Source organism: Burkholderia sp. AU45274 (assembly GCF_030482505.1).
Classification (GTDB): Bacteria; Pseudomonadota; Gammaproteobacteria; order Burkholderiales; family Burkholderiaceae; genus Burkholderia.
In genome coordinates, this window is record NZ_JAUJQE010000001.1 from 1,332,366 (window position 1) to 1,355,612 (window position 23,247).

Sequence of the window (23,247 nt, forward strand, 5' to 3'; positions counted from 1 at the left end):
TCAGGTAAACCCGTGTCGCGGTTTTCCCTGAGTCCACGCCGGACGCTTGCCGGCACGGCCTGACGGGCATTCCAGCGCAGCGGGCAGGGCGCCACATCATCCGATCGGACGATGGTTCGTTCGCACGGGTGGCCAATTCTCACCATTCAGTGAATCTCCCGATGACGCCGGAATTTAGACGCGTCTTAATCATGGCGGCGCGGTTGGGTCGCGCCGGAAACATGTCGTATGGAGGATGGAGCGTGCTGATGGAGACGAGATGGGCTCCGCAAGAGAGCCAGGCAACCAGTGACGAGGCCGACATCGGCGTCGCGGATTTCAGCGAACTGATGGCGCGCATCTACCAGGGGCCGCTGGAGACGCCGCCGTGGGCCGGCGCGCTCGAACTGGTCCGCCGCTGGCTGCAGGCGAACTACGTGACGCTGATCCTGCGCGCGGCCGCCAGCGACCGCCGCGCGCCGCTGTCCGTGCACGCGTCGGAATTCGGCCCGGTGGTGCCGGGCGACGGCGAGGCGTCGTACAACAACTACTACTATTCGCTCGACCCGTTCGTCGGCCTGCCGGCCGATCGGGTGGTTACGGTCGACGACGTGTTCGGCGACACGGGCTGGCTGTCGAGCGAGCTGTACAAGCAGTTCCTGAAACCGCAGGACGTGCGCTATATCCTCGGCGCCGACCTGCGCACGGCATCGGGCGTCGAGTGCCGCTTCCGCGTGTGCCGCAACCATGCGTCGAAGCAGTTTTCCGCGCGCGACAAGGCGATCTGCGCGCTGCTGCTGCCGCACCTGAAACGCGCGGTGGAATTGCATTCGCGGCTCGACACGGCCGAGGTCGAGCGCTCGATCTATGCGAATGCGATCAACCGGATGCAGATCGGCACGATCACGCTCGACGAGAACGGCACGATCATCGACCTGAACAGCGTGGCCGACGAGATCCTCAAGCAGAACAACGGTCTGACGATTGCGCGCGGCACGATCGAGGCGACCGATGCGCAGGAGAACCGCACGCTGAAACGGCTGATCCGCCATGCGGTGATGGGGCACCACGGCACGGCCGCGGCGACCGTCGAGGCGATGCCGATCACGCGCAGCTTCGACAAGCCGCGCCTCGGGCTGCTGGTGCGCACGGTGCTGCTGTCCGACTGGTCGGAGGACAACAAGCGGCGGCCGGCCGTCACGCTGTTCCTGCGTGATCCCGACCGCAAGCCGCAGGGCGCGCAGGAGATCATCCGCAAGCTGTTCGACCTGACGCCCGCCGAGACGTCGCTCGCGCTGCTGCTGACGAACGGGCTGACGCTCGAGGAAGCCGCGGAGGAATCGGGGATCAGCAAGAACACGGCGCGTACGCACCTGCGCGCGATCTTCTCGAAGACGGGTGTCACGCGCCAGGCGACGCTCGTGCGGATTCTGCTCGGGAGCGTCGTGCCGCTCGGGTAAGCGACCATCAAGGTCGATCCATCGGAACCGGCCGCATTCGTCGGGCGATACATCGACTTCGGTCAACGCGTCGCGTATAGCACGATGATGGCGGCGACCTCATGCAAAAGAGGCTCGCACCGCGCGAGCCTCTTCTTCATTCATCGCCGCAGATAGCGACTACTGTGCCGCTCGCGATGCGGGACGATGCCCGCTGCGTTCACGAGCCGCGCGTCGACCGATCCGCCCATGCCGTGAGCGCCGGCCACTGCGCGCAACCACGTCGGATGAAACCGACACCCGTGCGGATCACGAGTGCGCCGATCGCCAGCGCGGCCAGATCGTCGAGACGACCGAAGCCAACCAGTGCCGCGCTCATCGCGAGCGCCGCCAGCAGCGACGACAGCGCATCGGTCCGCACATGCCAGCCGCTCGCCTCGAGCAGCGCGGAGCCGGTTTCGCGCGCCTTGCGCAGCATCCAGTGCGACAGCGCGGCCTTGCCGGCGAGCGTGACGGCGACGAGTGAGAGCGTCGCCGCGCCCGGCTGCACGACGGGCGGCGTCGCGAACCGGTTCGTTGCATGCCAGATCATCTGCGCGCCGGTTATGACGAGCAACGCGCCGAGGCCCGCGAGCGCGAGCGGTTCATAGGTCGGGCGCCGCTCCGGCGGCAGGCGTGCGTCGAGCCGGCACGCGACGAGAATCAGCGCATCGGCGGCGAGATCGATCGCCGCGTGGACGACGTCCGCGAGCAGCCCCGACGAATGCGCGGACCACGCCGCGGCCGTCTCGACGGCGAGCAGCAGCAGGTTGATCGCGAGGCTGACGGCGAGGGCGCGGGACGTGGCCGCATAAACATGGGGCGTGGCGCGCGACGTGCGCTGCATGGCGGATTCGTCTGTCGAAAGCGTGGGTCAGCCCCGAACGCTACCGGTCGACGGTGGCAGATCGGTGACACGGGGGCAATCGCCGAATCCGTGCGCGATGTGTACGGAAGCCTCCGGGCCGCCCGCCGACTTGGCGCGGTGCGCGCCGAGCAGGTGACTGGCTGCACCGTGACTCGGGAAGCCCGCGCCGCGAGCCGCATCGCCCGCGGCGTTTCCCTTTCGTCCGAATCGCAGATGCGTCCGCGTCCGCTTCGACTCAAAGCGCCTCGATCGCCAGCGCGATGCCCTGGCCGCCGCCTATGCACAGCGTGACGACGCCGCGCTTGATGCCGTCGCGCCGCATCGAATGGATCAGGCGAGTCGTCAGCACCGCCCCCGTTGCGCCAATCGCATGGCCGTGCGCAATCGCGCCGCCTTCGACGTTGACGATCTCCTCGGCGATGCCGAGCTGGCCCGCCACCGCGATCGGCACGACCGCAAACGCTTCGTTGATCTCGAAACGCTCGACGTCGGCCAGCGTCCAGCCCGCCCGCTCCAGCGCGATCCTGACGGCCGGCACGGGGCCGAGCCCGAACATGCCGGGTTCGACGGCAGCAACGCCGAATGCAACCAGCCGCGCACTCGGCGCAATCCCGTGCGCGTCGGCGAATGCGCGATCCGCGACCAGCATCGCCGCCGCGCCGCTGTTCAGGCCCGGTGCATTGCCCGCGGTAATCGTGCCGTCCGGGCGGAACGCGGGCTTCAGCTTCGCGAGCGCTTCGAGCGTCGTGTCGGGGCGCGGCGTCTCGTCGCGCGCAAACGCGACGCGCGTCTTGCGCTGCAGGACGTCGACCGGCACGAGCTCGGCGTCGAACTTGCCGTCCGCCAGCGCGGTGGAAAAGCGCTGCTGCGAGCGGAGCGCCCAGCGATCCTGGCGATCGCGCGAGATGTCGAGCTGGCTCGCGAGATCCTCGGTATGCCAACCCGAATGCTGGTCGGAAAACGCATCGACGAGGCCGTCGCGCAGCATGCTGTCGCGGATCGGCGCGTCGCCCATCCGGTAACCCGAGCGTGCGCCGTCGAGCAGGTACGGGGCGCGCTCCATGCTTTCCATGCCGCCGGCAATCGCCGCATTCGCGTAGCCCAGCAGGATCTCCTGCGCGGCGTTGACGACCGCCTGCGCGCCGGAGCCGCAGACGCGGTTGACCGTGAGCGCCGGCACCTTGACCGGCAGGCCCGCGCCGATGGCGGCCTGCCGGGCCGGATTCATCTTGTTGCCGGCCTGGATCACGTTGCCCAGCACGACCGCGTCGATCGCCGCGCCGTCGAGGCCGCTGCGCCGCAAGGTTTCGCGGATGGCGATCGCGCCGAGCTCGGTGGCCGGCGTGTCCTTCAGGGATCCGTTGAACGTACCGATCGGTGTCCGGACGGGGTGGCAGATGACGACTTCGCGTGTGCTCATGATGCATTCCTGGATCGCGTTGCAAGTTGCGCGGACGAGTCGGTGGCGAACGAGGGCGCGCCGCGCCATTCGCGTCGCCGGTTCGATTGCGCCGTGACGCCGGCAGGAACGCCGGCGCGGTGCAATGCGGCCGCCTCCGATGACCGGATCACGCGCCGCTCTTGAGGGAACGGTATCTATGCATATGCATACTGTCAACGGGGGCTTTGCTTAACAGATTGAGCGGCAGGGCACGTCATCGGGGAGAGGGGCGCATGACGATGCGCACGTCGCGGTCGGCGGCCGGCTTTCGATCGCGCATGTTGATGGTTTTTCGCGCTGATTGCAGCGGCGTTTGGGTGTCCGGGCGGGCTGGGAGGGAATCGGGGCAACGTGTTGTACTCGGCGACTTTGTGCTTGATGCCGAGTTCGACCATCTCGACATTATAGAAATAATGTCAAATTAAAAGGCGCGGTTAATTGGATATTTGACGTTTTACGTTATATTATTGACGAAATCACCAGCCCAACCCGCCATGTCCGATCTCGCCGCCGACGAATCCCGCCTGACCGCCGAAATCGAGCGTCTCAAGGCCGACTTCCCGAAAACCCGCGAGCTGTATCGCGAAGCCTGCGCGCTGCTGTTCTTCCGCTTCGGCATCACGCCCACTGCGAACCGCCTGTACCAGCTTGTCCGCAAGGGCAGCATGAGCACGCCGACGGCCGTCCTCGGCGAGTTCTGGGCCGAGCTGCGGGAAAAGAGTCGCGTGCGCATCGAGCATCCCGATCTGCCGGCCGATCTGCAGGCGGCCGCCGGCGAACTGGTGGCGGCGCTGTGGAATCGATCGAGCGCCGACGCGGCCGGCGCGCTCGACGCATTGCGCGCGGAGGTCGAGACCGAGCGGGTAGCAGCGAAGGCGGAAGTCGCGGCATTGCAGGCCGAACTGGCCCGCACCGAAACCGCGCTGGAGCAACGCACGGCCGCGCTGCTGGCCGCGCAGGTGCGCATTCAGGAACTGGAACAGGCGAGGGCGGCGGACGACGCATCGCGGCAAGCGCTGCAAGCGGACATCGAACGCCTCATGGCCGACAACGCGGAAGGCGACCGCGCACTTGCGCAGGCGCGGGCGGATTTCACCACCCAGCTCGACCGGCTGCGCGACGACGCCGGCCGGGCCGAGGAGCGCTTGCGCGCGTCGGAGAAGCGGGCGCTTCAGGAGATCGATCGCGAGCGGCTCGCGGCCGCGCGGCTGCAGAAGGAACTCGAGGCAGCGGCATTGCGCATGGAGCAGCGCGATGCGCAGCAGCGCAAGGAAATGGCCGCACTGCAGGCGCAGCTCGGCGACGCGCTGCATCGATGCGGCGTGCTTCAAGGGCAGCTCGACGGCGCGCTGGCGACCGATGCGGCACGGAGCAAGGAGCTCGATGCGCTGCGGCGCGAAATGACAGCGCTCTCGCGCCGGTCGGCGCTGCGTGGCGCCAAGGCTGCGCCAGCCGCACAACGGGACGAGCGGAGGGCGCGCACGCGAAAGCGCGCGGACGAAGCGCCGTCTCGTTGAAGTAGAAACCGCAAGCGTGCGTCAGCCGAAGGCGACGCACGCCGAAAGCCTGAAGCGGCAAGGCAAGCGACCGAGCCCCTTACACCCCCGATCGCCCGCCCATCCCCCGATACCGATCAACTCGACACATACCGCGACGGCAACGCCGGCGCATCCGCCGGAATCGTGACGAGCGACGTATTGAGCCAGCCCTGCGGCGACCCATTCGACTGCGCATAGGCACCGACGTACGGCATCATCCGCGTCGTCTGATAGACCTGCGGCGTCCACCCGGCGGGCGCGAGGAAGATCGACGTCGCGCGCTTCTCGCTATACGCGGACGCGCCGTACGTCGAGATGTTCCACAGCGTCTGCTGATACGTCGCATAGTCGGCGTTGTGCCGCGAACCGCCGGCCTGCCAGCCTTCGAGCTGGATAAACGTGTTGTACGTGCCGGCGCCCGCGAGCAGGTTGTTCACCGTGCGCCCGTACAGGAACGACAGGATCAGCCCGCAGTTCGCCGGCGCGAAATCACTGCCGACGCTCAGGTAATAGCGGCCCGTCGTGTTCAACACCGATGCGTAGTGCGAGTTGCCGATGTCCGTCGACGTCGTCAGCCCGCTCGCGCCCATGAAGCTGTCGAACGCCTGCATCGTGACGCCCGCCGGCAGGTCGCTCGTCGCGCTGATCGCGACGATGTGCGAGCCGGCCGCCAGCAGCGTCAGGAACGCGGACAGCGTGCTCGTATTCCAGTTGCCCTGCGCATCGACGAACGGAAACGCGCGATAGCCCGTCAGCGCGAACACCGCCGGATCGGAGCCGGCCTGCCACGTGATCTGCGGCACCCACATCGTCAGCGGGCCGGCGTTCGACGCGCCGGATACGTACTGTTTCAGCGCGTCGACGAGTTGCGCATCGGCAGCGGGCAGCACGCCATAGGCCGCGCCGCTCTGCCAGCGCCGCACCCATTGCGCGACGAAGGCCGCCAGTTGGCCGCCGGTGAAGTCGGCGGGCGGCACGTAGCCGAGCGGGCCGGTGCCTTGGTACGCGGACTGGATGGCCGCGACCGTGCGCACGTTGCTGCCGAACATGCTGTTCGCGAAATCCTGGCAGTTGTTGGCCGGCGGCGTCGCGAGCTGCGCGAGCGGGACGACCCACGCGCCGTTCGCGGTCGGGACGCCGCGATACAGCGTGAGATTCGCGACCGAGTCGTGACCGGGAAACGTGGCGGCGTCGGCGCCCGACACGTAGCCGGCGGACGGCGTGACGCTGACGGTGGTCGGCTGCGACCCGAACGGATGCGTGTACGAAATGGCAAACGATGCGTCGCCGCCGGCGAGGCTGAACGATCCCGTGCAGTCACCCCAGCTGTTCGACGCACTGACGGCGGTCGATTGCCCGGTGGCGACCTGCGCTTGCGACGCCTGCGGCAGCGAGCCGCTCTGGCTCGCCGCGTTGCCGTACGCGAGCGTCGTCGACGGGATCGCATTGACGACGTTGATCGTGATCGAGCGGTCGGCGATGCCGTAGCTGCGCGCGGATGCATCCGCGGCGCCGGCGGCGGCGAACGACGACGCGGACGTCGGGTTGCCGTCGCCGCCGCAGGCAGCCAGCGAGCCGACGAGCGGCGACAGGGTCAGCGCGGCGCCGCGCTGGATGAAGCGCCGGCGGTTCGGCGCGGACGGGCGTTCGGGTTTCGAAGCAGTCATGGGCGTTCCTGGTCACGGGTTCGGGAGGCGACAACGACGATCCGGCGCATTGCACACGTGTGCAATGCCGGTCGAAACGGCTCGATCACCGGCACATGCGCCGCGCGTATTTATGCGGGAGATCGATGAAACGCCTGCGACGAAACCGAGTCGGGCGTGTGACGCCGCGCGCTCGGCGGAGCGGGAAGGAGGGAGGCATGCCGGCGCGACGTTTGGGCGCCGGGCGGGGATCGGGTAAAGTGCCGCTCAACATGCCGGCTCGACGTTACTAGACGACCGGTCTAATCGTTGCTAACATACGCCATCATGAATGCATCTTCGGGCGCGGAAGTCCGCCAGCACATCCTGAATATCGCCAAGCCGATCATGCTCCACAAGGGGTTTTCGGCGGTCGGCCTGAACGAGATTCTCGCTGCGGCGGGCATCCCGAAGGGCTCGTTCTACCATTACTTCGGCTCGAAAGAGGCATTCGGCGAAGCGCTGCTCGAATCGTATTTCGACGGCTATCTCGCGCACCTCGACAACCTGTTCAAGCATCAGGCCGGCACGGGCGCCGAGCGCCTGATGACGTACTGGCGCAACTGGCTGCACACGCAATGCGCGGACGATCCGGAAGGCAAGTGCCTCGCGGTGAAGCTCGGCGCGGAAGTGTCGGACCTGTCGGAAGCGATGCGCGCGGTGCTGCGGAACGGCACGAGCCAGATCATCGAGCGGCTCGCGGGCGGCATCGAGGCCGGGCTGGCCGACGGTTCGCTGAGCGGGGTCGCCGATCCGTCGCATACGGCCGCGATCCTGTACGAGCTGTGGCTGGGCGCGACGCTGCTGGAAAAGATTCACCGCAATCGCAAGCCGCTCGAAAGGGCGATGGTCGAAACGCGGCGCATGCTGAACCTGCCGCCGCTCGAGCCGGGCGACGTGCAGTCATAACCCGGGCGCGCATCGGCGCGCCTTGTTTTTACCCTGATACTAGACGACTGGTCTACTCAACACCGCATGACGAACGTGCCACGCCGCGTTACGCTGTTCCGATTGATTCAACCGCATGCACGCAGCCGCGCCGGCCTGAGCGCCGATGCAGCCGCCCGCGTGCGTCTCCCGCTGGTCCATCCCTGATCCGATCGTGCCCACGAAGCACGTCCATTCCTGTTGACGGAGGCTCACATGCCGCAAAGCAAAACCGCTAATCGCCAGATCATCCTGAATTCGCGCCCGGTTGGCGCGCCGACGCCGGGCAACTTCCGCACCGAATCCGGTGACGTGCCGACGCCCGGCGCCGGCCAGGTGCTGCTGCGCACGGTCTGGTTGTCGCTCGACCCGTACATGCGCGGCCGGATGAGCGACGCACCGTCCTATGCGCCACCGGCCGAACTCGGCCAGCCGATGGTCGGCGGCACCGTCAGCCAGGTCGTCTCGTCGAACCTGCCGGCGTTCCGCGAAGGCGACCTGGTGGTCGCAGGCGCCGGCTGGCAGGACTATGCGTTGTCCGACGGCAGCGGCCTGATTCCGCTCGGCCGCGACTTCGCCCATCCGTCGTACGCGCTCGGCGTGCTCGGCATGCCGGGCTTCACCGCCTATACCGGACTGCTGACGATCGGCGAGCCGAAGGCCGGTGAAACCGTGGTCGTCGCGGCGGCGAGCGGTGCGGTCGGCGCGGTGGTCGGCCAGATCGCCAAACTGAAGGGCTGCCGCGTGGTCGGCGTCGCGGGCGGCGCCGACAAGTGCGCGTACGTGACCGATACGCTCGGTTTCGACGTGTGCGTCGACCACCGCGATCCGGCGTTCGCCGCGAAGCTGAAGGAAGCGTGCCCGAACGGCATCGACATCTATTTCGAGAACGTCGGCGGGGCCGTGTTCGACGCGGTGTGGCCGCTGCTCAACGACCATGCGCGCGTGCCGGTGTGCGGGATCATCGCGCACTACAACGACGCGGCCTACGACGACAAGGCCGTGTCGACCGGCCGCGACCGCGTGCCGGCACTGATGGGCACGATCCTGCGCAAGCGCATCCGGATGCAGGGTTTCATCATCATGGATCACTATGCCACCGGCTACGCGACGTTCATGAAGGACATGAGCGAATGGGTCGCGCAGGGCAAGGTGAAGACGCGCGAGGACGTCGTCCCCGATCTCGCCGATGCGCCGGAAGCGCTGATCGGCCTGCTGGCCGGCAAGAACTTCGGCAAGGTCGTCGTGCGCGTGGGCCCGGACGAACTGGCCTGACGCCTCGGCACGGCGACACACAACGGCTGCACGCCGGCGTCACGCGACGCCGGCTTGTGGCATGCTCGATTCCGCTATCGACGACTAGGAGAGTGACAAGATGGCGCTTCACGTGATGGCTTCCCTGTTCCTGAAACCCGAACACGCGGCGGCCGCCGAGGCCGAGCTGCGCAGCATGGTCGCGAAGACACGCACCGAGCCGGGCAACCGGCGCTACGACCTGTTCCGCGAACAGGACGGCTCGCCGAACCTGCACCTGTACGAGATCTACGACGACCAGGCCGCCTTCGACGCGCACCTCGCGAGCCCGCATTTCGGCGAATTCCGCGCGAAGTCGGCCGACTGGTTCACCGCGCCGCCGGTCATCAAGGTGCTGTCGGGCATCGACGTCGCCGAGTAACCCGCCGTACGCCCGTCGCGGCTCGCGCCCACCCGGGCCGCACGGCACCCGCCGCACTGCACGCGGCGGCGATGACAACACCAGGCGGCGCATCGTTCGCGCCGCTTCCCCCATACACCGGCCCCGGAGGCTGAATGATCACCCTCAACATCAACGGCGAAACCCGCTCGGTCGACGCCCCCGACGACATGCCCTTGCTCTGGGTGCTGCGCGACGTCGTCGGTCTCACCGGCACGAAATTCGGCTGCGGGATCGCGCAGTGCGGCGCGTGCACGGTGCATCTCGACGGCGTCGCCGCGCGCTCGTGCGTGCTGCCGGTCGCGGCGGTCGCCGGCCGCAAGATCACGACGATCGAAGCCGTCGGCGCGACGCCGGCCGGCCACAAGGTCCAGCAGGCGTGGCGCGCGCTCGACGTCGTCCAGTGCGGTTACTGCCAGTCGGGGCAGGTGATGGCCGCCACCGCGCTGATCGCGTCGAACCCGAACCCGAGCGACGCCGACATCGATGCGGCGATGGCCGGCAACATCTGCCGCTGCGGCACGTACAACCGGATTCGCGCGGCCGTGAAGCAAGCCGCCAAGGAGGCCTGACATGTCACGAGGACTGATCGAAGCCGGTCGGGCCGGCGCGGGCGTGTCGCGCCGTTCGTTCCTCAAGCTCGGCATGTCGCTGGGCGCGGCGGCCGGCGGCGGATTGCTGCTCGGCTTCAGCATGCCGGCCGCGGGTGACGATGCGCGTCGTTCGGTGATCGGCGGCGACGCCGCCGAGCCGGCTCAACCGGGCGTGTTCGCACCGAACGCGTTCGTGCAGATCGACCGCGCCGGCAAGATCACGCTGGTGATGCCGAAGGTCGAGATGGGGCAAGGCGTCTATACGGCGCTGCCGATGCTGATCGCGGAGGAACTCGAAGTGCCGCTGTCGAGCGTGACGCTCGATCATGCGCCGCCGAACGAGAAGCTGTTCCTCGATCCGCTGCTCGGCGGCCAGCTCACCGGCGGCTCGACGTCGGTACGCTACGCGTGGGAACCGCTGCGCCGTGCGGGCGCCACCGCGCGCACGCTGCTGGTCGCGGCCGCCGCGAAGCAATGGAACGTCGATCCGGCAGCCTGCCGCGCCGCGAACGGCGAAGTGCAGCATCCGCCGAGCGGCCGGCGCGCGTCGTACGGCCAGCTTGCCGATGCTGCGGCGAAGCTGCCGGTGCCGAAGGACGTCGCGCTGAAGCAGCCGGCGGATTTCAAGCTGATCGGCACGCCCGCGAAGCGGCTCGATTCGCCGGAGAAGGTCGACGGCACCGCGCAGTTCGGGCTCGACGTGCGCCTGCCCGGCATGCTGGTCGCGGTGATCGTGAACAGCCCGGTGTTTGGCGGCACGGTCGCGAGCGTCGACGACACGGCCGCGAAGAAGATCCCCGGCGTGCGCCAGGTCGTGCGCGTCGACAACGCGGTCGCGGTGGTCGGCGATCACACGTGGGCCGCGAAGCGCGGCGCATCGGCGCTGGTCGTGAAGTGGAACGAAGGCGCGGGCGCGAAGGTGTCGACCAAGGATCTGTTCGCGGATCTCGCGCAGGCGGCGGCGAACGGCAAGGGCGCGGTCGCGCGCAAGGAAGGCGACGTCGGCAACGCGTTCGCGAATGCGAAGACGCGCGTCGACGCCGTCTACGAGCAGCCGTTGCTCGCCCACGCGACGATGGAACCGGTGAACTGCACGGTGCACGTGCGTGGCGACGGCTGTGAGATCTGGGTCGGCACGCAGGTGCCGACGCGGGCGCGCGATACCGTGCAGCAGCTCACGGGCCTCGCGCCCGACCGGATCGTCGTGCACAACCACCTGCTCGGCGGCGGCTTCGGCCGGCGGCTCGAGACGGACATGATCGGCCAGGCCGTGAAGGTCGGCAAACAGGTCAACGCGCCGGTGAAAGTGATCTGGACGCGCGAGGAAGACGTGCAGCACGACATGTACCGGCCGTGCTACTACGACAGGATCTCGGCCGGCCTCGATGCGAACGGCAAGCCGGTCGCGTGGCAGCACCGGATCGTCGGCTCGTCGATCATGGCGCGCTTCGCGCCGCCGGCGTTCCAGCACGGCGTCGATCCCGATGCGGTCGAGGTCGCGGCCGAGCTGCCGTACGACCTGCCGAACCAGCTCGTCGACTACGTGCGCCAGGAGCCGCGCCACGTGCCGACCGCGTTCTGGCGCGGCGTCGGCCCGACGCGTGGCACGTTCGTGGTCGAGAGCTTCATCGACGAACTGGCCGCGCAGACCAAGACCGACCCGGTGCAATACCGCCGCGCGCTGCTCGGCAAGACGCCGCGCGCGCTCAACGTGCTCGACGTCGCGACGAAGGCGGCCGGCTGGGGCGGCCCGGCGCTGCCGACGGGGCAGGGGCGCGGCGTCTCGGTGATGCACGCGTTCGGCAGCTTCTTCTCGATCGTCGTCGACGTCGCGGTGGATAACGGCGAAGTGCTCGTGAAGCGTGTCGTGTGCGCGGTCGACTGCGGCATGGTCGTCAACCCGAACACGATCGAGGCGCAGGTGCAGGGCGGCATCATCTTCGGGATTACCGGCGCGCTGTATGGCGAAATCACGATCGAGGAGGGCCGCGTCGTGCAGAGCAACTTCACCGACTATCGGATGCTGCGGATCAACGAGACGCCGCCGATCGAGGTGCATCTCGTGAAAAGCGGCGAGGCGCCGGGCGGGATCGGCGAGCCGGGTACGGCCGCGACCGCCGCTGCGGTGGCGAACGCGATCTTCGCGGCAACCGGCAAGCGGCTGCGCAAGCTGCCGGTCGGCGACCAGCTGAAGACGGCTTGAGGGGAGGAGACGACCATGCAAAACCTCACCCTGAAGATGCTCGGCACGTCGTTGCTCACCGTGTCTGCACTGCTGGCCGGCACGGCCGCGCACGCCGCGCAGGCGGCGCCGGCCGACAGCGCGCTCGTCGCGCGCGGCGCGTATCTCGCGAAAGCGGGCGACTGCGTCGCGTGCCACACCGCGCCGCGCGGCACGCCGTTCGCCGGCGGCCTGAAGATGGTCACGCCGATGGGCGCGATCTACACGACCAACATCACGCCCGATCCGGAGACGGGCATCGGCGGCTATACCGAAGCCGACTTCGCCAGCGCGTTGCGCAAGGGCGTCGCGAAGGACGGTCACAACCTGTATCCGGCGATGCCGTATCCGTCGTACGCGAAGCTGAAGGACGACGACGTGAAGGCGCTGTATGCGTACTTCATGCACGGCGTCGAACCGGTGAAGCAGGCGAACCGGCCGTCGGACATCCCGTGGCCGCTCAACATGCGCTGGCCGCTCGCGTTGTGGAACAAGGTGTTCCTCGACACGACGCCTTACGCCGACAAGCCGGCGAAAGACGCGATGTGGAACCGCGGCGCGTATCTCGTGCAGGGGCTCGGGCACTGCGGGTCGTGCCACACGCCGCGCGGCGTCGGCTTCCAGGAGAAGGCGCTCGACGAAGGCGGCACGGCGTTCCTGTCGGGCGCGCCGATCGACAACTGGTTCGCGTCGAACCTGACCGGCGAGCCCAACACGGGGCTCGGCCGCTGGAACGAGGCCGAGGTCGCGCAGTTCCTGAAGACCGGCGCGAATCGGCACGCGACCGCGTTCGGCTCGATGGTGAGCGTGATCAACCACAGCACGCAGGCGCTCTCCGACGACGATCTGGCGGCGATTTCGCGTTACCTGAAATCGCTGCCGGCCGCAGGCGGCACGGGCGCGCCGCCGTACAGCTACGATCCGAAGGCGACGCAGGCCGCGCTGGGCCGGCCGGCGACCGATCCGGGCGCGAAGGTGTATAACGCTTACTGCCTGCATTGCCACGGCGCGGACGGGCGCGGTTACGCGCCGCTGCTCGCGCCGCTCGCCGGCAATCCGAACGTGCTCGAAACCGATGCATCGTCGCTGATCAACGTGACGCTGAACGGCAGCGACACGCTCGTGATCGGTGGCGTGCCGTCCGCGTATCCGATGCCGGCGTTCTCGAACCAGTTGAACGACCGGCAGATCGCCGACGTGCTGACGTTCATGCGCGCCGGCTGGAACAACGGCGCGCCGGCCGTGCAGGCGGCGGACGTCGCGAAACTCCGCAAGGCGACGGCGGCCGCGCGCTGAGCGCGGCCCCATGCGGAACGAGGGCGGGCCGGCGTGCCCGCCGTCACTGCCGCCGGGTGCGTGCCTGCCCCGGCGGCGTGGCTTTTTCTGTCAACCGGCGCGCGGCCGTTCGCGGCAGCGCGCGTTTATCGACGCAATGTAGGGGTGTCTGGATGGCTAACGTGACTTATACGGATACGCAACTGCTGATCGACGGCGAGTGGGTCGACGCCGCGAGCGGCAAGACGATCGACGTCGTGAACCCGGCGACCGGCAAGCCGATCGGCAAGGTGGCCCACGCGGGCATCGCCGATCTCGACCGTGCGCTCGCCGCCGCGCAACGCGGCTTCGAAGCCTGGCGCAAGGTGCCCGCGCACGAGCGCGCGGCGACGATGCGCAAGGCGGCCGCGCTGGTGCGTGAGCGCGCCGACGCGATCGCGCAGCTGATGACGCAGGAGCAGGGCAAGCCGCTCACCGAAGCGCGCGTCGAAGTGCTGTCGGCGGCGGACATCATCGAATGGTTCGCGGACGAAGGCCGCCGCGTGTACGGCCGGATCGTGCCGCCGCGCAACCTCGGCGCACAGCAGACGGTCGTGAAGGAGCCGGTCGGCCCGGTCGCCGCCTTCACGCCGTGGAATTTCCCGGTCAACCAGGTCGTGCGCAAGCTGAGCGCCGCACTGGCCACCGGCTGCTCGTTCCTCGTGAAAGCGCCGGAAGAAACCCCCGCCTCGCCGGCCGCGCTGCTGCGCGCCTTCGTCGACGCGGGTGTGCCGGCCGGCGTGATCGGCCTCGTGTACGGCGATCCGGCTGAGATCTCGTCGTACCTGATTCCGCACCCGGTGATCCGCAAGGTCACGTTCACGGGTTCGACGCCGGTCGGCAAGCAGCTCGCCGCGATGGCGGGCCTGCACATGAAGCGCGCGACGATGGAGCTGGGCGGGCACGCGCCGGTGATCGTCGCCGAGGACGCCGACGTCGCGCTCGCGGTGAAGGCGGCCGGCGGCGCGAAGTTCCGCAACGCGGGGCAGGTCTGCATCTCGCCGACGCGCTTCCTCGTGCACAACAGCATCCGCGACGAATTCACGCGCGCGCTGGTCAAGCATGCGGAAGGGTTGAAGGTCGGCAACGGCCTCGAGGAAGGCACGACGCTCGGCGCGCTCGCGAACCCGCGCCGGCTGACCGCGATGGCGTCGGTCATCGACAACGCGCGCAAGGTCGGCGCGAGCATCGAAACCGGCGGCGAGCGGATCGGCTCGGAAGGCAACTTCTTCGCGCCGACCGTGATCGCGAACGTGCCGCTCGAAGCGGACGTGTTCAACAACGAGCCGTTCGGCCCGGTCGCGGCGATTCGCGGTTTCGACAAGCTCGAGGACGCGATCGCGGAAGCGAACCGTCTGCCGTTCGGTCTCGCCGGCTACGCGTTCACGCGTTCGTTCGCGAACGTGCACCTGCTCACGCAGCGCCTCGAAGTCGGGATGCTGTGGATCAACCAGCCGGCGACGCCGTGGCCGGAAATGCCGTTCGGCGGCGTGAAGGACTCGGGCTACGGGTCGGAAGGCGGGCCGGAAGCGCTCGAGCCGTACCTCGTCACGAAGTCGGTGACCGTGATGGCCGTGTAAAGAAGGGCGGCTCGGCTAGTCCGTGCCGCTCTTGCCCCCTCCGCGAGCGTAGGTCACGCGAATTTCCACACGACGATTCGGCGCGTTACATTGTTCGACCTCGTAACGCGTTCCGGTCGTCTCTGACGGGCATTTGACCTTCGGCTCGCGGCTACCTGCACCAGTCGAGACGATCTCGACATCTTGATTGGCAATTAACCGACGCAACACCGTCGCAACTGCACTGGCACGCAATTCCGACAATCGCTGGTTGTCTCCAAGCGTTTCTGCGAGTGGTCCAGTGATGTGTCGGGCATCGCTATGCCCGCGTACGACGATGCGCCTTGGTGTGCCCGATGCCTCGATCGCGGACATCACGCTTTTCAATTGTGTCTGGGCAAGCGAGGTCAACTCGAAGCTCCCAGTCTTGAATAGCATGTCGTTTGCTAGATCGAAGCACGGATTAATCGGTGGCTTCGCGCTAACCACTCGCATTGCTCCCGTATCGAGGCGCAATGTCGCGTAGCGGATAGCGCGACGGTCGTTACCGAACGATACATTATCCTTCGGCTCAAGCACACTGAACGACACGAAGGAAGTATTTCCAACGCCTGTCCACAAAACATCCGCGCCGTGAATGAGCAGCCGTCCCCCCTCGATGCGGCGGCAATCCAGTATTGGATGGCCAACGACGTCCGAAATACGTTCGATCGTGCCCCGTTCGGATTCGTTTACTTCAATGCTGACGTCGGGAATACGAATTCCCAGCCTTTCGAAAACTAGATTCATCAGAGGCTGTGGGCCGCCGAAGAGGAGCACGATACCGAGTGGAATTATCGCGACAAATAGCCAGCGGACCCACGCTGGCGGCCGCGAATGTTTATCGTTGAGTGTTGAGAAGCCCAGTCGCTCGGCTGGAAGGCCTGTGATGACCAACGCGATAAAACCAGCAAGGAAGAATGCAATCAACAGCCTCGCCAACGACACATCGTGATAGACCCACGCAAGCAGGACCATCACCGCAAACATCATCACCGACATGAACAGGTACGCGCCGCCTTGGACTTCACGCGGCATCGAATATTCCGCAGCACCGGATGCCTTACGCCTCTCCTGCACCTGCTTTCGACTCTTCCGGAATTTCGTCAATACTGCCCATCGGAATCTCGCAAATTTCTTGATTTTTCTTTGGGATACTAGCTTTCTGAGTGACGGCCAGTTGGCTGCAGAAATAGTTCTAGGCGGACGGTTATATACGCGTTCCAAAAAACTTATCAAATGAACAAACCATATCGAAGAAATGGCACCGTACATCAACAGCACGACATAGACGAAACCAAAAGCAATTGCCACGAAAACAAAGAAAACGACTTCCCCAGGCGTCAATCCAGAAGGGAAGAATTTGATGTTGAACAAGTATCCGAGAGTAATTAGCGCCCCCGCGGCCGCTGCAATCTTGTAGGAAAACGATGCTAAATTGCTGATTGATTCGACGCGTTTTGCAAGAAGGTCGGCGCGCTCGGCTTCGCTGGCCGCGTCCGCGTGATTGTTTGTCGACATGACGTTATTTTTCTATTGCATGAAATGGAACGACTGGTTTGCACGCAAAACAGTCAGGCCTTGTCTTGATTTTTGCAAGACAACGTCATTGAGATAAATCGATCAAGGGCCGTTGTCAACGCCCACGTGCTGTCTGGCGGCGATGTTCATCTAGCTTTCCCGCCGACCGTACATTCGAACGTCAACCGGACGACAATTTCAATATCCGCACCATTCCCATCCCATTGTTTCAATTCCGTCATCGGCAACGACATACGCCGCGCCCCTAAGCTCACGCCGTCAGCCAACTGGCAAGTACGGACTGCTCCTCGTACCCGGATGTCACACTTTTTGGTATAGCTTATTCAGAAGAAACCATAACAACCGGTGCGTCAGCGTCGGCCCAACCTGAGAGGACACGGATGCATCCGCGGTCGGCAGCGCCGTACTACGTTGTGCTGGCGGGGACCTTGATAGCGTGCGCGCTGATGGGCCTCTGCGTGTTGCAGTTGTTTCAGAGCCGTCACGACGCGCTCGACCGCGCACGCGAGACGTCGCGAAATCTGGCGCTCGTCGCCGAGCGCGACATCGAGCGCAATATCGAGCTGTACGGGCTGTCACTGGAGGCGGTGATCCAGGGCCTTCAGCGGCAGGACGTCATGGCGGCCACGCCGGCCCTGCGGCGCGCCGTCCTGTTCGATCATGCAATGACCGCGCAATTTCTCGGTTCGATGCTCGTGCTGGATTCGGCCGGCAACATCATCCTCGATTCGGCGAACGACGTGCCGCGACAAGGCAATTTCGGCGACCGCAAATACTTTACGGTTCACCGGGACAATCCGAACGCCGGGCTTTACATCAGCGATCCGTTTGCGTCCCGCCTGCGCGGCGGCTCGCTCAGCGTGGCACTGACGCGCCGCGTGTCGAATCCGGACGGCTCGTTCGGCGGCATTGCGCTGATCGCGGTCAATCTCGAGTATTTCCATACGCTGTTCGCCGGCCTCGCGCTCGGCTCGCACGGCGCGATCTCGCTGGTCGGCCGGGACGGCATCATGTTCATGCGCCAGCCGTACGACGTGCACACCATCGGCCGCGACATCAGCAAGGCGGCGACGTTTCGCCACTTCATGACGGCGCCGGAAGGCTCGTTCATCGAGACCTCGACGATCGACCACGTGCGCCGCCTGTATTACTTCAAGACGCTGCCGCACCTGCCGCTGATCATCATGGTCGCCGAGGCGGAGCAGGACATCTACGCGGCGTGGCGGCGGCGCGCGATCACGATCGGCGCGCTGGTGGCGACCTTCGGCGCGGCGTTCATCGTGCTGTCCTTTTTGCTGGGCACCCAGCTGCGGCGCAGGATGCGGGCCGAATCCGAGCTGGTGATGCTCGCGCGCACCGACGGCCTCACCGGGCTCAACAATCGCCGCTCGTTCGGGGAAGTGCTGGATCTCGAATGGCGCCGCGCACGCCGTGCCCGCTCGGTGTTTTCGCTGCTGTTCGTCGACGTCGACCGCTTCAAGGCCTTCAACGACAAGTATGGTCACCAGGCCGGCGACGACGCGCTGGCGGCGGTTGCGCGATGCATCGGCGAGAACATCCGGCGTCCCGCGGACACCGCCGCCCGCTATGGCGGCGAGGAATTCGTCGTGATCCTGCCCGATACGCCGGCCACGGGCGCGACCGAGATCGCCGAACGGATTCGCGCGGCCATCGACGGGCTCGCGATCGAACATGCGGAAAGCGAATTCGGGCGCGTCACCGCGAGCATCGGCGTGGCAAGCTGGGCCCCCGGGCAGGAAGGGGAAGTCGAGTCGGTGATCAAGGCGGCCGACGAGGCGCTGTACCACGCGAAGGAAACGGGGCGAAACAAGGTGGCCTCGCATGAAACGGGCACCTGACACCGCCGCCGACACGCACCGCCCGCCACCGACGGCGGGCGTGCCGTTCGACGTTCAATGCCGGCCGCTGCCGCGATAGCTTTCCACTTCCGCGTCGTACGCCGCCAGAAACGCCTTGCCGAACACCGACGCGAAATCGTCCTCGATCGCGAACACCGTGTCGCGATGGGTCGCCGCGTAGCGATCCCACATCCTCGCCTTGTACAGCACCGGCACGCGCTTCTCGTACCAGCGCATCGCGTCGTCGCGCTCGCGCAGCCGTTGCGGCGAAAAGCGCGTCAGCAGATCCATCAACGCGGCGCGCATGCCAGCCACCATGCCGATCTGGTGCGCATGCAGATCCTGGAATGCGTCGCTGACCGCGCTCTGCGGCGACATGAAACCCGGCAGCGGCAGCCCGAACATCTGCCGCAGCACGGCGCCGCCGTCCGGCAGCAGCTTCAGCGGGTTGTTCTCGCGATCGAGCAGCATCGTCATGTGCGCCTTCACCTCGCGCTTCAGGATGCTGCGCGACGACAGCAGCTCGACCGTGCCGTTCGCGAACAGCGCCAGCAACTGCCCCGCGATGTACAGCTGCTCGGCCGACCACTGATGCGACTCGGCGGCCGTATCGAGCCCCGCGCCTTCGAAGAACGCGCTCAGCAGTTCATCGGGCGTCGGCGGGCGCGTGGCATGTGGCGCCGGTTCGTCGGCCGGCTGCGCATGCGTATCGGCCGCGCGCGCGGCAGCGGGCTGCACCCGCACGTGTTGCGTCCACTCGGGCGCATGGTCGGCCTGGGTCGCGGACGACGCTTCGCGTTCCGTGTGGCCGCGATCGGCATGCGATGCCGTGCCCGTCGTGCCTGATGTGCCGATATCGCCCGACGGCTGCGCGAACAGATCGAGCGGATCGATCGACAGCTGGTGCAGGTCGCGCTGTGAAGGGGCGGGCGGTACCGTTTGCGCCGCGCGGTTCGCGGGCTGCGCGGCATCCGGCCGTGCAGGGCCACCTGGTCGTGTACCGGTGTCCGCCGCCTTGCCGCGTGGCGCGAGACGATCCTGGAGAAGCCCCCACAGCCGGTTGCCGGCGCCTTTCGTATCGATCCGCGAAGACGATGCAGGCGAGGGCGCCGCCGACGTTCGCGCCTGCGACGGCGGATCGACGTGCACGCCGGTATCGGTCGCCATGTCGATGACCGGGGCGTCGTCGCCGTGGCCGCCGTCGTCACGTTCGGCGCGCAGCACGTACGGCCCGATGCGGATGATGTCGCCGGTATTGAGCGGGCGCTCCTGCGCATAGCCGACCGGCTCGCGATTCACCTCGATCGTCGAGACGCTGCTCAGGTTCTTCAGCAGGCACGCGTCGTCGCCGACCTGCAGCAGCGCCTGCAGGCGAGATATCTGCCGCGTGTCGTCGCGCAACACGAGATGGTTGTCGCTGGCCCGGCCGATGGTGCCGCCGGGCGGATGAAACACGACGGCGTCGTAGGAGTCGTTTTCGACCGGCTCGCCGGCATGTTCGATCACGATCAGTTGCATGTCATACGTCGCTCGGTGAAGCGCTCGCGTGGAAACCGGTTCGTTCAGGATGACGACGCATGCCTGCGGCGCGCGAATTCGAACGCGGGCCCCCAGATCGGATGCCCCTTCTCGGCAGGGGACAAGTCGAAGCGCGGGTTGAGGTCGAGAAGTTTCGAGAACTCGGCGCGGCACGGCGTGATGCGGTTCGTCACGCAATAGCTGAACGCGAGGAGCTTGTGCGCGGCCACCTGCGTGTCGGTGTCGGCGCCATCGATCTCCTTCGCATGGCTCAGCAATGCGATCGTGCGCCCGTAGTCGCCGCTGTCGTATGCGGCGCGCGCGCTGTCGACCGTCGCGCGTGCAGCCGACTGTGTCGGGGACGTACTGCACCCGCCGGCCCCCAGCAACCATGCGCCGAGGAAAAGAACGAGCGATGAACGACCTTTCATTATTGAAATTAAAGATTGGCGTAATTGGAAGGTGGCACACAAGCGCTGTTGGATTCTAGTGCCAATCATCGGCACCCAACCAGCTGTTACGTTTTGTTTCATTTCGCCAATCCGTTTCCCCCTGAATGCAGAATCGACTACGAATTTCAGTGCTTGTGAAACCGGAAAAACGGCCTATAGTTCGCTGTGTTTTTCGGATTCGTCAGTTGTTTGGTCAGCGCACGTCAATGCACTAAAAACAGGGCATCCGTTCGTGCGAAACGAATAGCCTGGCACACCACCAGCGTCGCGAGCGTCCCTTGCCCGGCGGCCGGTCGGCGTACGTCCTGCGCCCATCCGACAGGTGTCCACGCCATAGAACCGGGCCGCCCAGGCGCACCGGTCGGGTTAACTTTTGCCATTAATTTACCAATCTCAATTCAATTGCCCATCATCTCGCCAAAGAGATTTTCAAAAACCCCGATTGATATGACCCGGCTTTTTACAAGAATAATTTGCCGACACGGATTGCAATGGATGGATATGCAGGTTACACAATTACCGATCAATTAATTGTCCCTTTTTCAATCAGATCATCCGGTTTCGAAGTCGAAAACCGGCGCGCGGCTATTGGGTGGCGAGGGTGGCATATGCAATGGCGGTCGAGCAGTTTCATCGTATGGGGATGCGTGATGCTGTTGCCGGGGTGCGGTGCGACGGAGCACGCCGCGGCGGTGCCGTATGCGATCACGGTTGACGTTGCGCCGGACGTCAACCCGGACATGAACCGCAAGCCTTCGCCGATCGTGCTGAAGGTGTTCCAGCTCCGCGCGGCATCGTCGTTCGACAGCGCGGATTTCTTCTCGCTGCAGGACAAGCCGGAAAACGTGCTCGGCGCGGACCTGCTCGGCACCGACCGCGTGATCCTGCGGCCGGGCGAGTCGCGCACGCTGCGCTATCGCGGCAACGTCGAGGCCGGCGCGATCGGCGTGGTCGCCGAATACCGGATGCTCGACAAGAACCGCTGGCGGCTGACGGTGCCGCTGCCGCGCGCGAAGCAGCTCAATCTCTACAAGTTCTGGCAGACGTCGCCGGGCGAGCTGAAGCTGTCGATCGCCGTCCGCAATGGCGGCGTCGCGCTGAACGATGCGAAGGGGCGCCCATGACCGAACCGACGATGTCCGCGACGCCGGTCGCGGCGCTCCGCCAGCGGGTGGTGTGGACCGAGGGGATGTTCCTGCGGCCGCAGCATTTCCAGCAGCTCGAACGGCACTGGGAGCGCTACGTCGCGCTGCGCTGCCTGCCGCTGCAAGGCTTCTACTGGGGCTTCGACACGCTGGAACTCGATCGCGAGCAACTGGCGCTCGGCAAGGTCGCGCTGCGCACCGCGTCGGGCGTGATGCGCGACGGCACGCCGTTCGACCTGTCCCATCCGGACGATCTCCCCGAGCCGCTCGACGTGCCGGCCAATGCGAAGGACCAGCTCGTCGTGCTCGCGCTACCGCTGTGGCGCGGCGGCGGCGAGGAGGTGTCGTTCGGTGCGGGCGCGGGCGGCAGCCATGCCGCGAACGGCATGAATAGCGCGAACGGCAGCGCCGACGTCGCGCGCTACGTCGTCCGCGAATACGAAGTGGCCGACGCGAACGCGGTCGCACTCGGCCCCGCGCTGCTGCAGACGGGCCGCCTGAACGTGCGGCTGATGCTCGAAGCCGAGCTGACCGGCGACTGGCACGCGCTCGGCGTCGCACGGATCGTCGAGCGGCGCACCGACGCGCGGCTGCTCGTCGACGACGGCTACATTCCGCCGCGCCTCGTCGCGCAGCACGACACCGTGCTGCTGGCGTATGTGCGCGAGCTGCACGGGCTGCTCACGCAACGCAGCGAAGCGCTCGCGGCACGGCTGTCGGAGCCCGGGCGCGGCGGCGTGTCGGAAGTCGCGGATTTCCTGCTGCTGCAGCTCGTGAACCGCTATCTCGCGCTGACCTGGCACGCGCAGCAGCACGTGTCGACGCACCCGGAGGCGCTGTTCTGCGACTGGCTGAAGCTCGCCTGCGACCTGAGCACGTTCACGGCGGCCGGCCGGCGCCCGCAGTCGCTTGCGGTCTACGTCCACGACGACCTGCGCACGAGCTTCGCGGAGCTGATGACCGAGCTGCGCCGGTCGCTGTCGACGGTGCTCGAGCAGAACGCGATCCAGATCGAGCTGCGCGATGCGGGCAACGGCATCCGCGTCGCGACGCTGGCCGACCCGGCGCTGCGCGACACGGCCGGCTTCGTGCTCGCGGTGCGCGCGGACGTGCCGGCCGACAGCCTGCGTGCACGGTTTCCCGCGCAGGCGAAGCTCGGGCCGGTCGAGCGGATCCGCGATCTCGTGCAGCTGCAGCTGCCGGGCATCACGATGCGCCAGTTGCCGGTCGCGCCGCGGCAGATCCCGTATCACGCGGGCCATACGTACTTCGAGATCGACAAGGGCAGCGACCTGTGGAAGCAGCTGGCGCGCTCCGGCGGTCTCGCTTTCCATTTCGCCGGCGAATTCCCTGGGCTCTCGATGGAGTTCTGGGCGATACGCGGGTAAGGGCGGGG

At 66.6% G+C, this 23,247-nt stretch carries 18 protein-coding genes; 12 read left to right on the top strand and 6 right to left on the bottom strand.

Annotation, left to right across the window (positions count from 1 at the left end):
* Window positions 1–248: 248 nt before the first annotated feature.
* Window positions 249–1,439, top strand: coding sequence for a LuxR family transcriptional regulator (locus QZM35_RS05980; RefSeq protein WP_069251570.1), 1,191 nt, complete (start codon window positions 249–251; stop codon window positions 1,437–1,439).
* A gap of 199 nt (window positions 1,440–1,638) precedes the next feature.
* On the opposite strand, the gene QZM35_RS05985 is transcribed toward QZM35_RS05980, so the two are convergent.
* Together QZM35_RS05985 and QZM35_RS05990 are read right to left on the bottom strand one after the other, a co-directional pair.
* Window positions 1,639–2,304, bottom strand: a complete 666-nt coding sequence (locus QZM35_RS05985) for a cation diffusion facilitator family transporter (RefSeq protein ID WP_089432684.1) — start codon at window positions 2,302–2,304, stop codon at window positions 1,639–1,641.
* A gap of 256 nt (window positions 2,305–2,560) precedes the next feature.
* A complete protein-coding gene (locus tag QZM35_RS05990) occupies window positions 2,561–3,745 on the bottom strand; it encodes a thiolase family protein (RefSeq protein WP_089429097.1) in 1,185 nt (394 codons plus the stop codon).
* Between the two features lie 515 nt (window positions 3,746–4,260).
* Between QZM35_RS05990 and QZM35_RS05995 the strand changes: the two genes are divergently transcribed.
* The gene (locus QZM35_RS05995; protein ID WP_301775818.1) at window positions 4,261–5,283 is read left to right on the top strand and encodes a DNA-binding protein; all 1,023 of its coding nucleotides are present in this window, start codon (window positions 4,261–4,263) and stop codon (window positions 5,281–5,283) included.
* Between the two features lie 116 nt (window positions 5,284–5,399).
* Here the strand turns inward: QZM35_RS05995 and QZM35_RS06000 are convergent, their stop codons facing one another.
* The gene (locus QZM35_RS06000) at window positions 5,400–6,971 is read right to left on the bottom strand and encodes a hypothetical protein (protein ID WP_301775573.1); all 1,572 of its coding nucleotides are present in this window, start codon (window positions 6,969–6,971) and stop codon (window positions 5,400–5,402) included.
* Window positions 6,972–7,277: 306 nt separating this feature from the next.
* Here QZM35_RS06000 and QZM35_RS06005 point away from each other — a divergent pair, with 306 nt between their 5' ends.
* The 7 genes from QZM35_RS06005 (at window position 7,278) to QZM35_RS06035 (ending at window position 15,317) form a co-directional block, all read left to right on the top strand.
* On the top strand, window positions 7,278–7,898 hold the full coding sequence (locus QZM35_RS06005; protein ID WP_089427491.1) for a TetR/AcrR family transcriptional regulator: 621 nt from the start codon (window positions 7,278–7,280) through the stop codon (window positions 7,896–7,898).
* A gap of 234 nt (window positions 7,899–8,132) precedes the next feature.
* Window positions 8,133–9,191: an NADP-dependent oxidoreductase gene (locus QZM35_RS06010; RefSeq protein ID WP_089427490.1), complete on the top strand. Its 1,059-nt coding sequence runs from the start codon at window positions 8,133–8,135 to the stop codon at window positions 9,189–9,191.
* Between the two features lie 100 nt (window positions 9,192–9,291).
* Window positions 9,292–9,591 (top strand): putative quinol monooxygenase, encoded by a 300-nt coding sequence (locus tag QZM35_RS06015; protein WP_089427489.1) that lies wholly within the window; start codon window positions 9,292–9,294, stop codon window positions 9,589–9,591.
* 134 nt (window positions 9,592–9,725) lie between these two features.
* Window positions 9,726–10,181: a (2Fe-2S)-binding protein gene (locus QZM35_RS06020; RefSeq protein WP_089432687.1), complete on the top strand. Its 456-nt coding sequence runs from the start codon at window positions 9,726–9,728 to the stop codon at window positions 10,179–10,181.
* A gap of 1 nt (window position 10,182) precedes the next feature.
* On the top strand, window positions 10,183–12,405 hold the full coding sequence (locus QZM35_RS06025) for a xanthine dehydrogenase family protein molybdopterin-binding subunit (RefSeq protein ID WP_301775574.1): 2,223 nt from the start codon (window positions 10,183–10,185) through the stop codon (window positions 12,403–12,405).
* A gap of 15 nt (window positions 12,406–12,420) precedes the next feature.
* Entirely contained in the window at window positions 12,421–13,719 is a 1,299-nt protein-coding gene (locus QZM35_RS06030; RefSeq protein ID WP_301775575.1) for a cytochrome c, read from the top strand.
* Window positions 13,720–13,871: 152 nt separating this feature from the next.
* Window positions 13,872–15,317 carry an NAD-dependent succinate-semialdehyde dehydrogenase gene (locus QZM35_RS06035; RefSeq protein ID WP_089427485.1) on the top strand — a complete coding sequence of 482 codons (1,446 nt, stop codon included), beginning with the start codon at window positions 13,872–13,874 and terminating at the stop codon, window positions 15,315–15,317.
* Between the two features lie 15 nt (window positions 15,318–15,332).
* Here the strand turns inward: QZM35_RS06035 and QZM35_RS06040 are convergent, their stop codons facing one another.
* Window positions 15,333–16,856 (bottom strand): OmpA family protein, encoded by a 1,524-nt coding sequence (locus QZM35_RS06040; protein WP_301775576.1) that lies wholly within the window; start codon window positions 16,854–16,856, stop codon window positions 15,333–15,335.
* Window positions 16,857–17,257: 401 nt separating this feature from the next.
* On the opposite strand from QZM35_RS06040, the gene QZM35_RS06045 reads away from it, so the two are divergent.
* Window positions 17,258–18,736 (top strand): diguanylate cyclase, encoded by a 1,479-nt coding sequence (locus tag QZM35_RS06045; protein WP_301775577.1) that lies wholly within the window; start codon window positions 17,258–17,260, stop codon window positions 18,734–18,736.
* 54 nt (window positions 18,737–18,790) lie between these two features.
* Here QZM35_RS06045 and tagH read toward each other — a convergent pair whose 3' ends face one another.
* Window positions 18,791–20,254, bottom strand: coding sequence for a type VI secretion system-associated FHA domain protein TagH (gene tagH / locus QZM35_RS06050; RefSeq protein ID WP_301775578.1), 1,464 nt, complete (start codon window positions 20,252–20,254; stop codon window positions 18,791–18,793).
* 44 nt (window positions 20,255–20,298) lie between these two features.
* Window positions 20,299–20,685: a TssQ family T6SS-associated lipoprotein gene (locus QZM35_RS06055; protein ID WP_089427481.1), complete on the bottom strand. Its 387-nt coding sequence runs from the start codon at window positions 20,683–20,685 to the stop codon at window positions 20,299–20,301.
* A 629-nt stretch (window positions 20,686–21,314) separates the two neighbouring features.
* On the opposite strand from QZM35_RS06055, the gene tssJ reads away from it, so the two are divergent.
* Both tssJ and tssK read left to right on the top strand, forming a co-directional pair.
* Window positions 21,315–21,830: a type VI secretion system lipoprotein TssJ gene (gene tssJ, locus QZM35_RS06060; protein ID WP_089427480.1), complete on the top strand. Its 516-nt coding sequence runs from the start codon at window positions 21,315–21,317 to the stop codon at window positions 21,828–21,830.
* The gene (tssK, locus tag QZM35_RS06065) at window positions 21,827–23,239 is read left to right on the top strand and encodes a type VI secretion system baseplate subunit TssK (protein WP_301775579.1); all 1,413 of its coding nucleotides are present in this window, start codon (window positions 21,827–21,829) and stop codon (window positions 23,237–23,239) included. Before tssJ ends, tssK begins: the two co-directional genes overlap by 4 nt.
* Window positions 23,240–23,247 lie beyond the last annotated feature (8 nt).

Coding starts and splice junctions, on each gene's coding strand:
- tagH (WP_301775578.1), bottom strand. CDS start 20,254: ATGCAACTGATCGTGATCGAACATGCCGGCGAGCCGGTCGAAAACGAC.
- tssK (WP_301775579.1), top strand. CDS start 21,827: ATGACCGAACCGACGATGTCCGCGACGCCGGTCGCGGCGCTCCGCCAG.
- QZM35_RS06030 (WP_301775575.1), top strand. CDS start 12,421: ATGCAAAACCTCACCCTGAAGATGCTCGGCACGTCGTTGCTCACCGTG.
- QZM35_RS05980 (WP_069251570.1), top strand. CDS start 249: ATGGAGACGAGATGGGCTCCGCAAGAGAGCCAGGCAACCAGTGACGAG.
- QZM35_RS06020 (WP_089432687.1), top strand. CDS start 9,726: ATGATCACCCTCAACATCAACGGCGAAACCCGCTCGGTCGACGCCCCC.
- QZM35_RS06010 (WP_089427490.1), top strand. CDS start 8,133: ATGCCGCAAAGCAAAACCGCTAATCGCCAGATCATCCTGAATTCGCGC.
- tssJ (WP_089427480.1), top strand. CDS start 21,315: ATGCAATGGCGGTCGAGCAGTTTCATCGTATGGGGATGCGTGATGCTG.
- QZM35_RS06045 (WP_301775577.1), top strand. CDS start 17,258: ATGCATCCGCGGTCGGCAGCGCCGTACTACGTTGTGCTGGCGGGGACC.
- QZM35_RS06015 (WP_089427489.1), top strand. CDS start 9,292: ATGGCGCTTCACGTGATGGCTTCCCTGTTCCTGAAACCCGAACACGCG.
- QZM35_RS05990 (WP_089429097.1), bottom strand. CDS start 3,745: ATGAGCACACGCGAAGTCGTCATCTGCCACCCCGTCCGGACACCGATC.
- QZM35_RS06055 (WP_089427481.1), bottom strand. CDS start 20,685: ATGAAAGGTCGTTCATCGCTCGTTCTTTTCCTCGGCGCATGGTTGCTG.
- QZM35_RS06000 (WP_301775573.1), bottom strand. CDS start 6,971: ATGACTGCTTCGAAACCCGAACGCCCGTCCGCGCCGAACCGCCGGCGC.
- QZM35_RS05995 (WP_301775818.1), top strand. CDS start 4,261: ATGTCCGATCTCGCCGCCGACGAATCCCGCCTGACCGCCGAAATCGAG.
- QZM35_RS06035 (WP_089427485.1), top strand. CDS start 13,872: ATGGCTAACGTGACTTATACGGATACGCAACTGCTGATCGACGGCGAG.
- QZM35_RS06005 (WP_089427491.1), top strand. CDS start 7,278: ATGAATGCATCTTCGGGCGCGGAAGTCCGCCAGCACATCCTGAATATC.
- QZM35_RS06040 (WP_301775576.1), bottom strand. CDS start 16,856: ATGTCGACAAACAATCACGCGGACGCGGCCAGCGAAGCCGAGCGCGCC.
- QZM35_RS06025 (WP_301775574.1), top strand. CDS start 10,183: ATGTCACGAGGACTGATCGAAGCCGGTCGGGCCGGCGCGGGCGTGTCG.
- QZM35_RS05985 (WP_089432684.1), bottom strand. CDS start 2,304: ATGCAGCGCACGTCGCGCGCCACGCCCCATGTTTATGCGGCCACGTCC.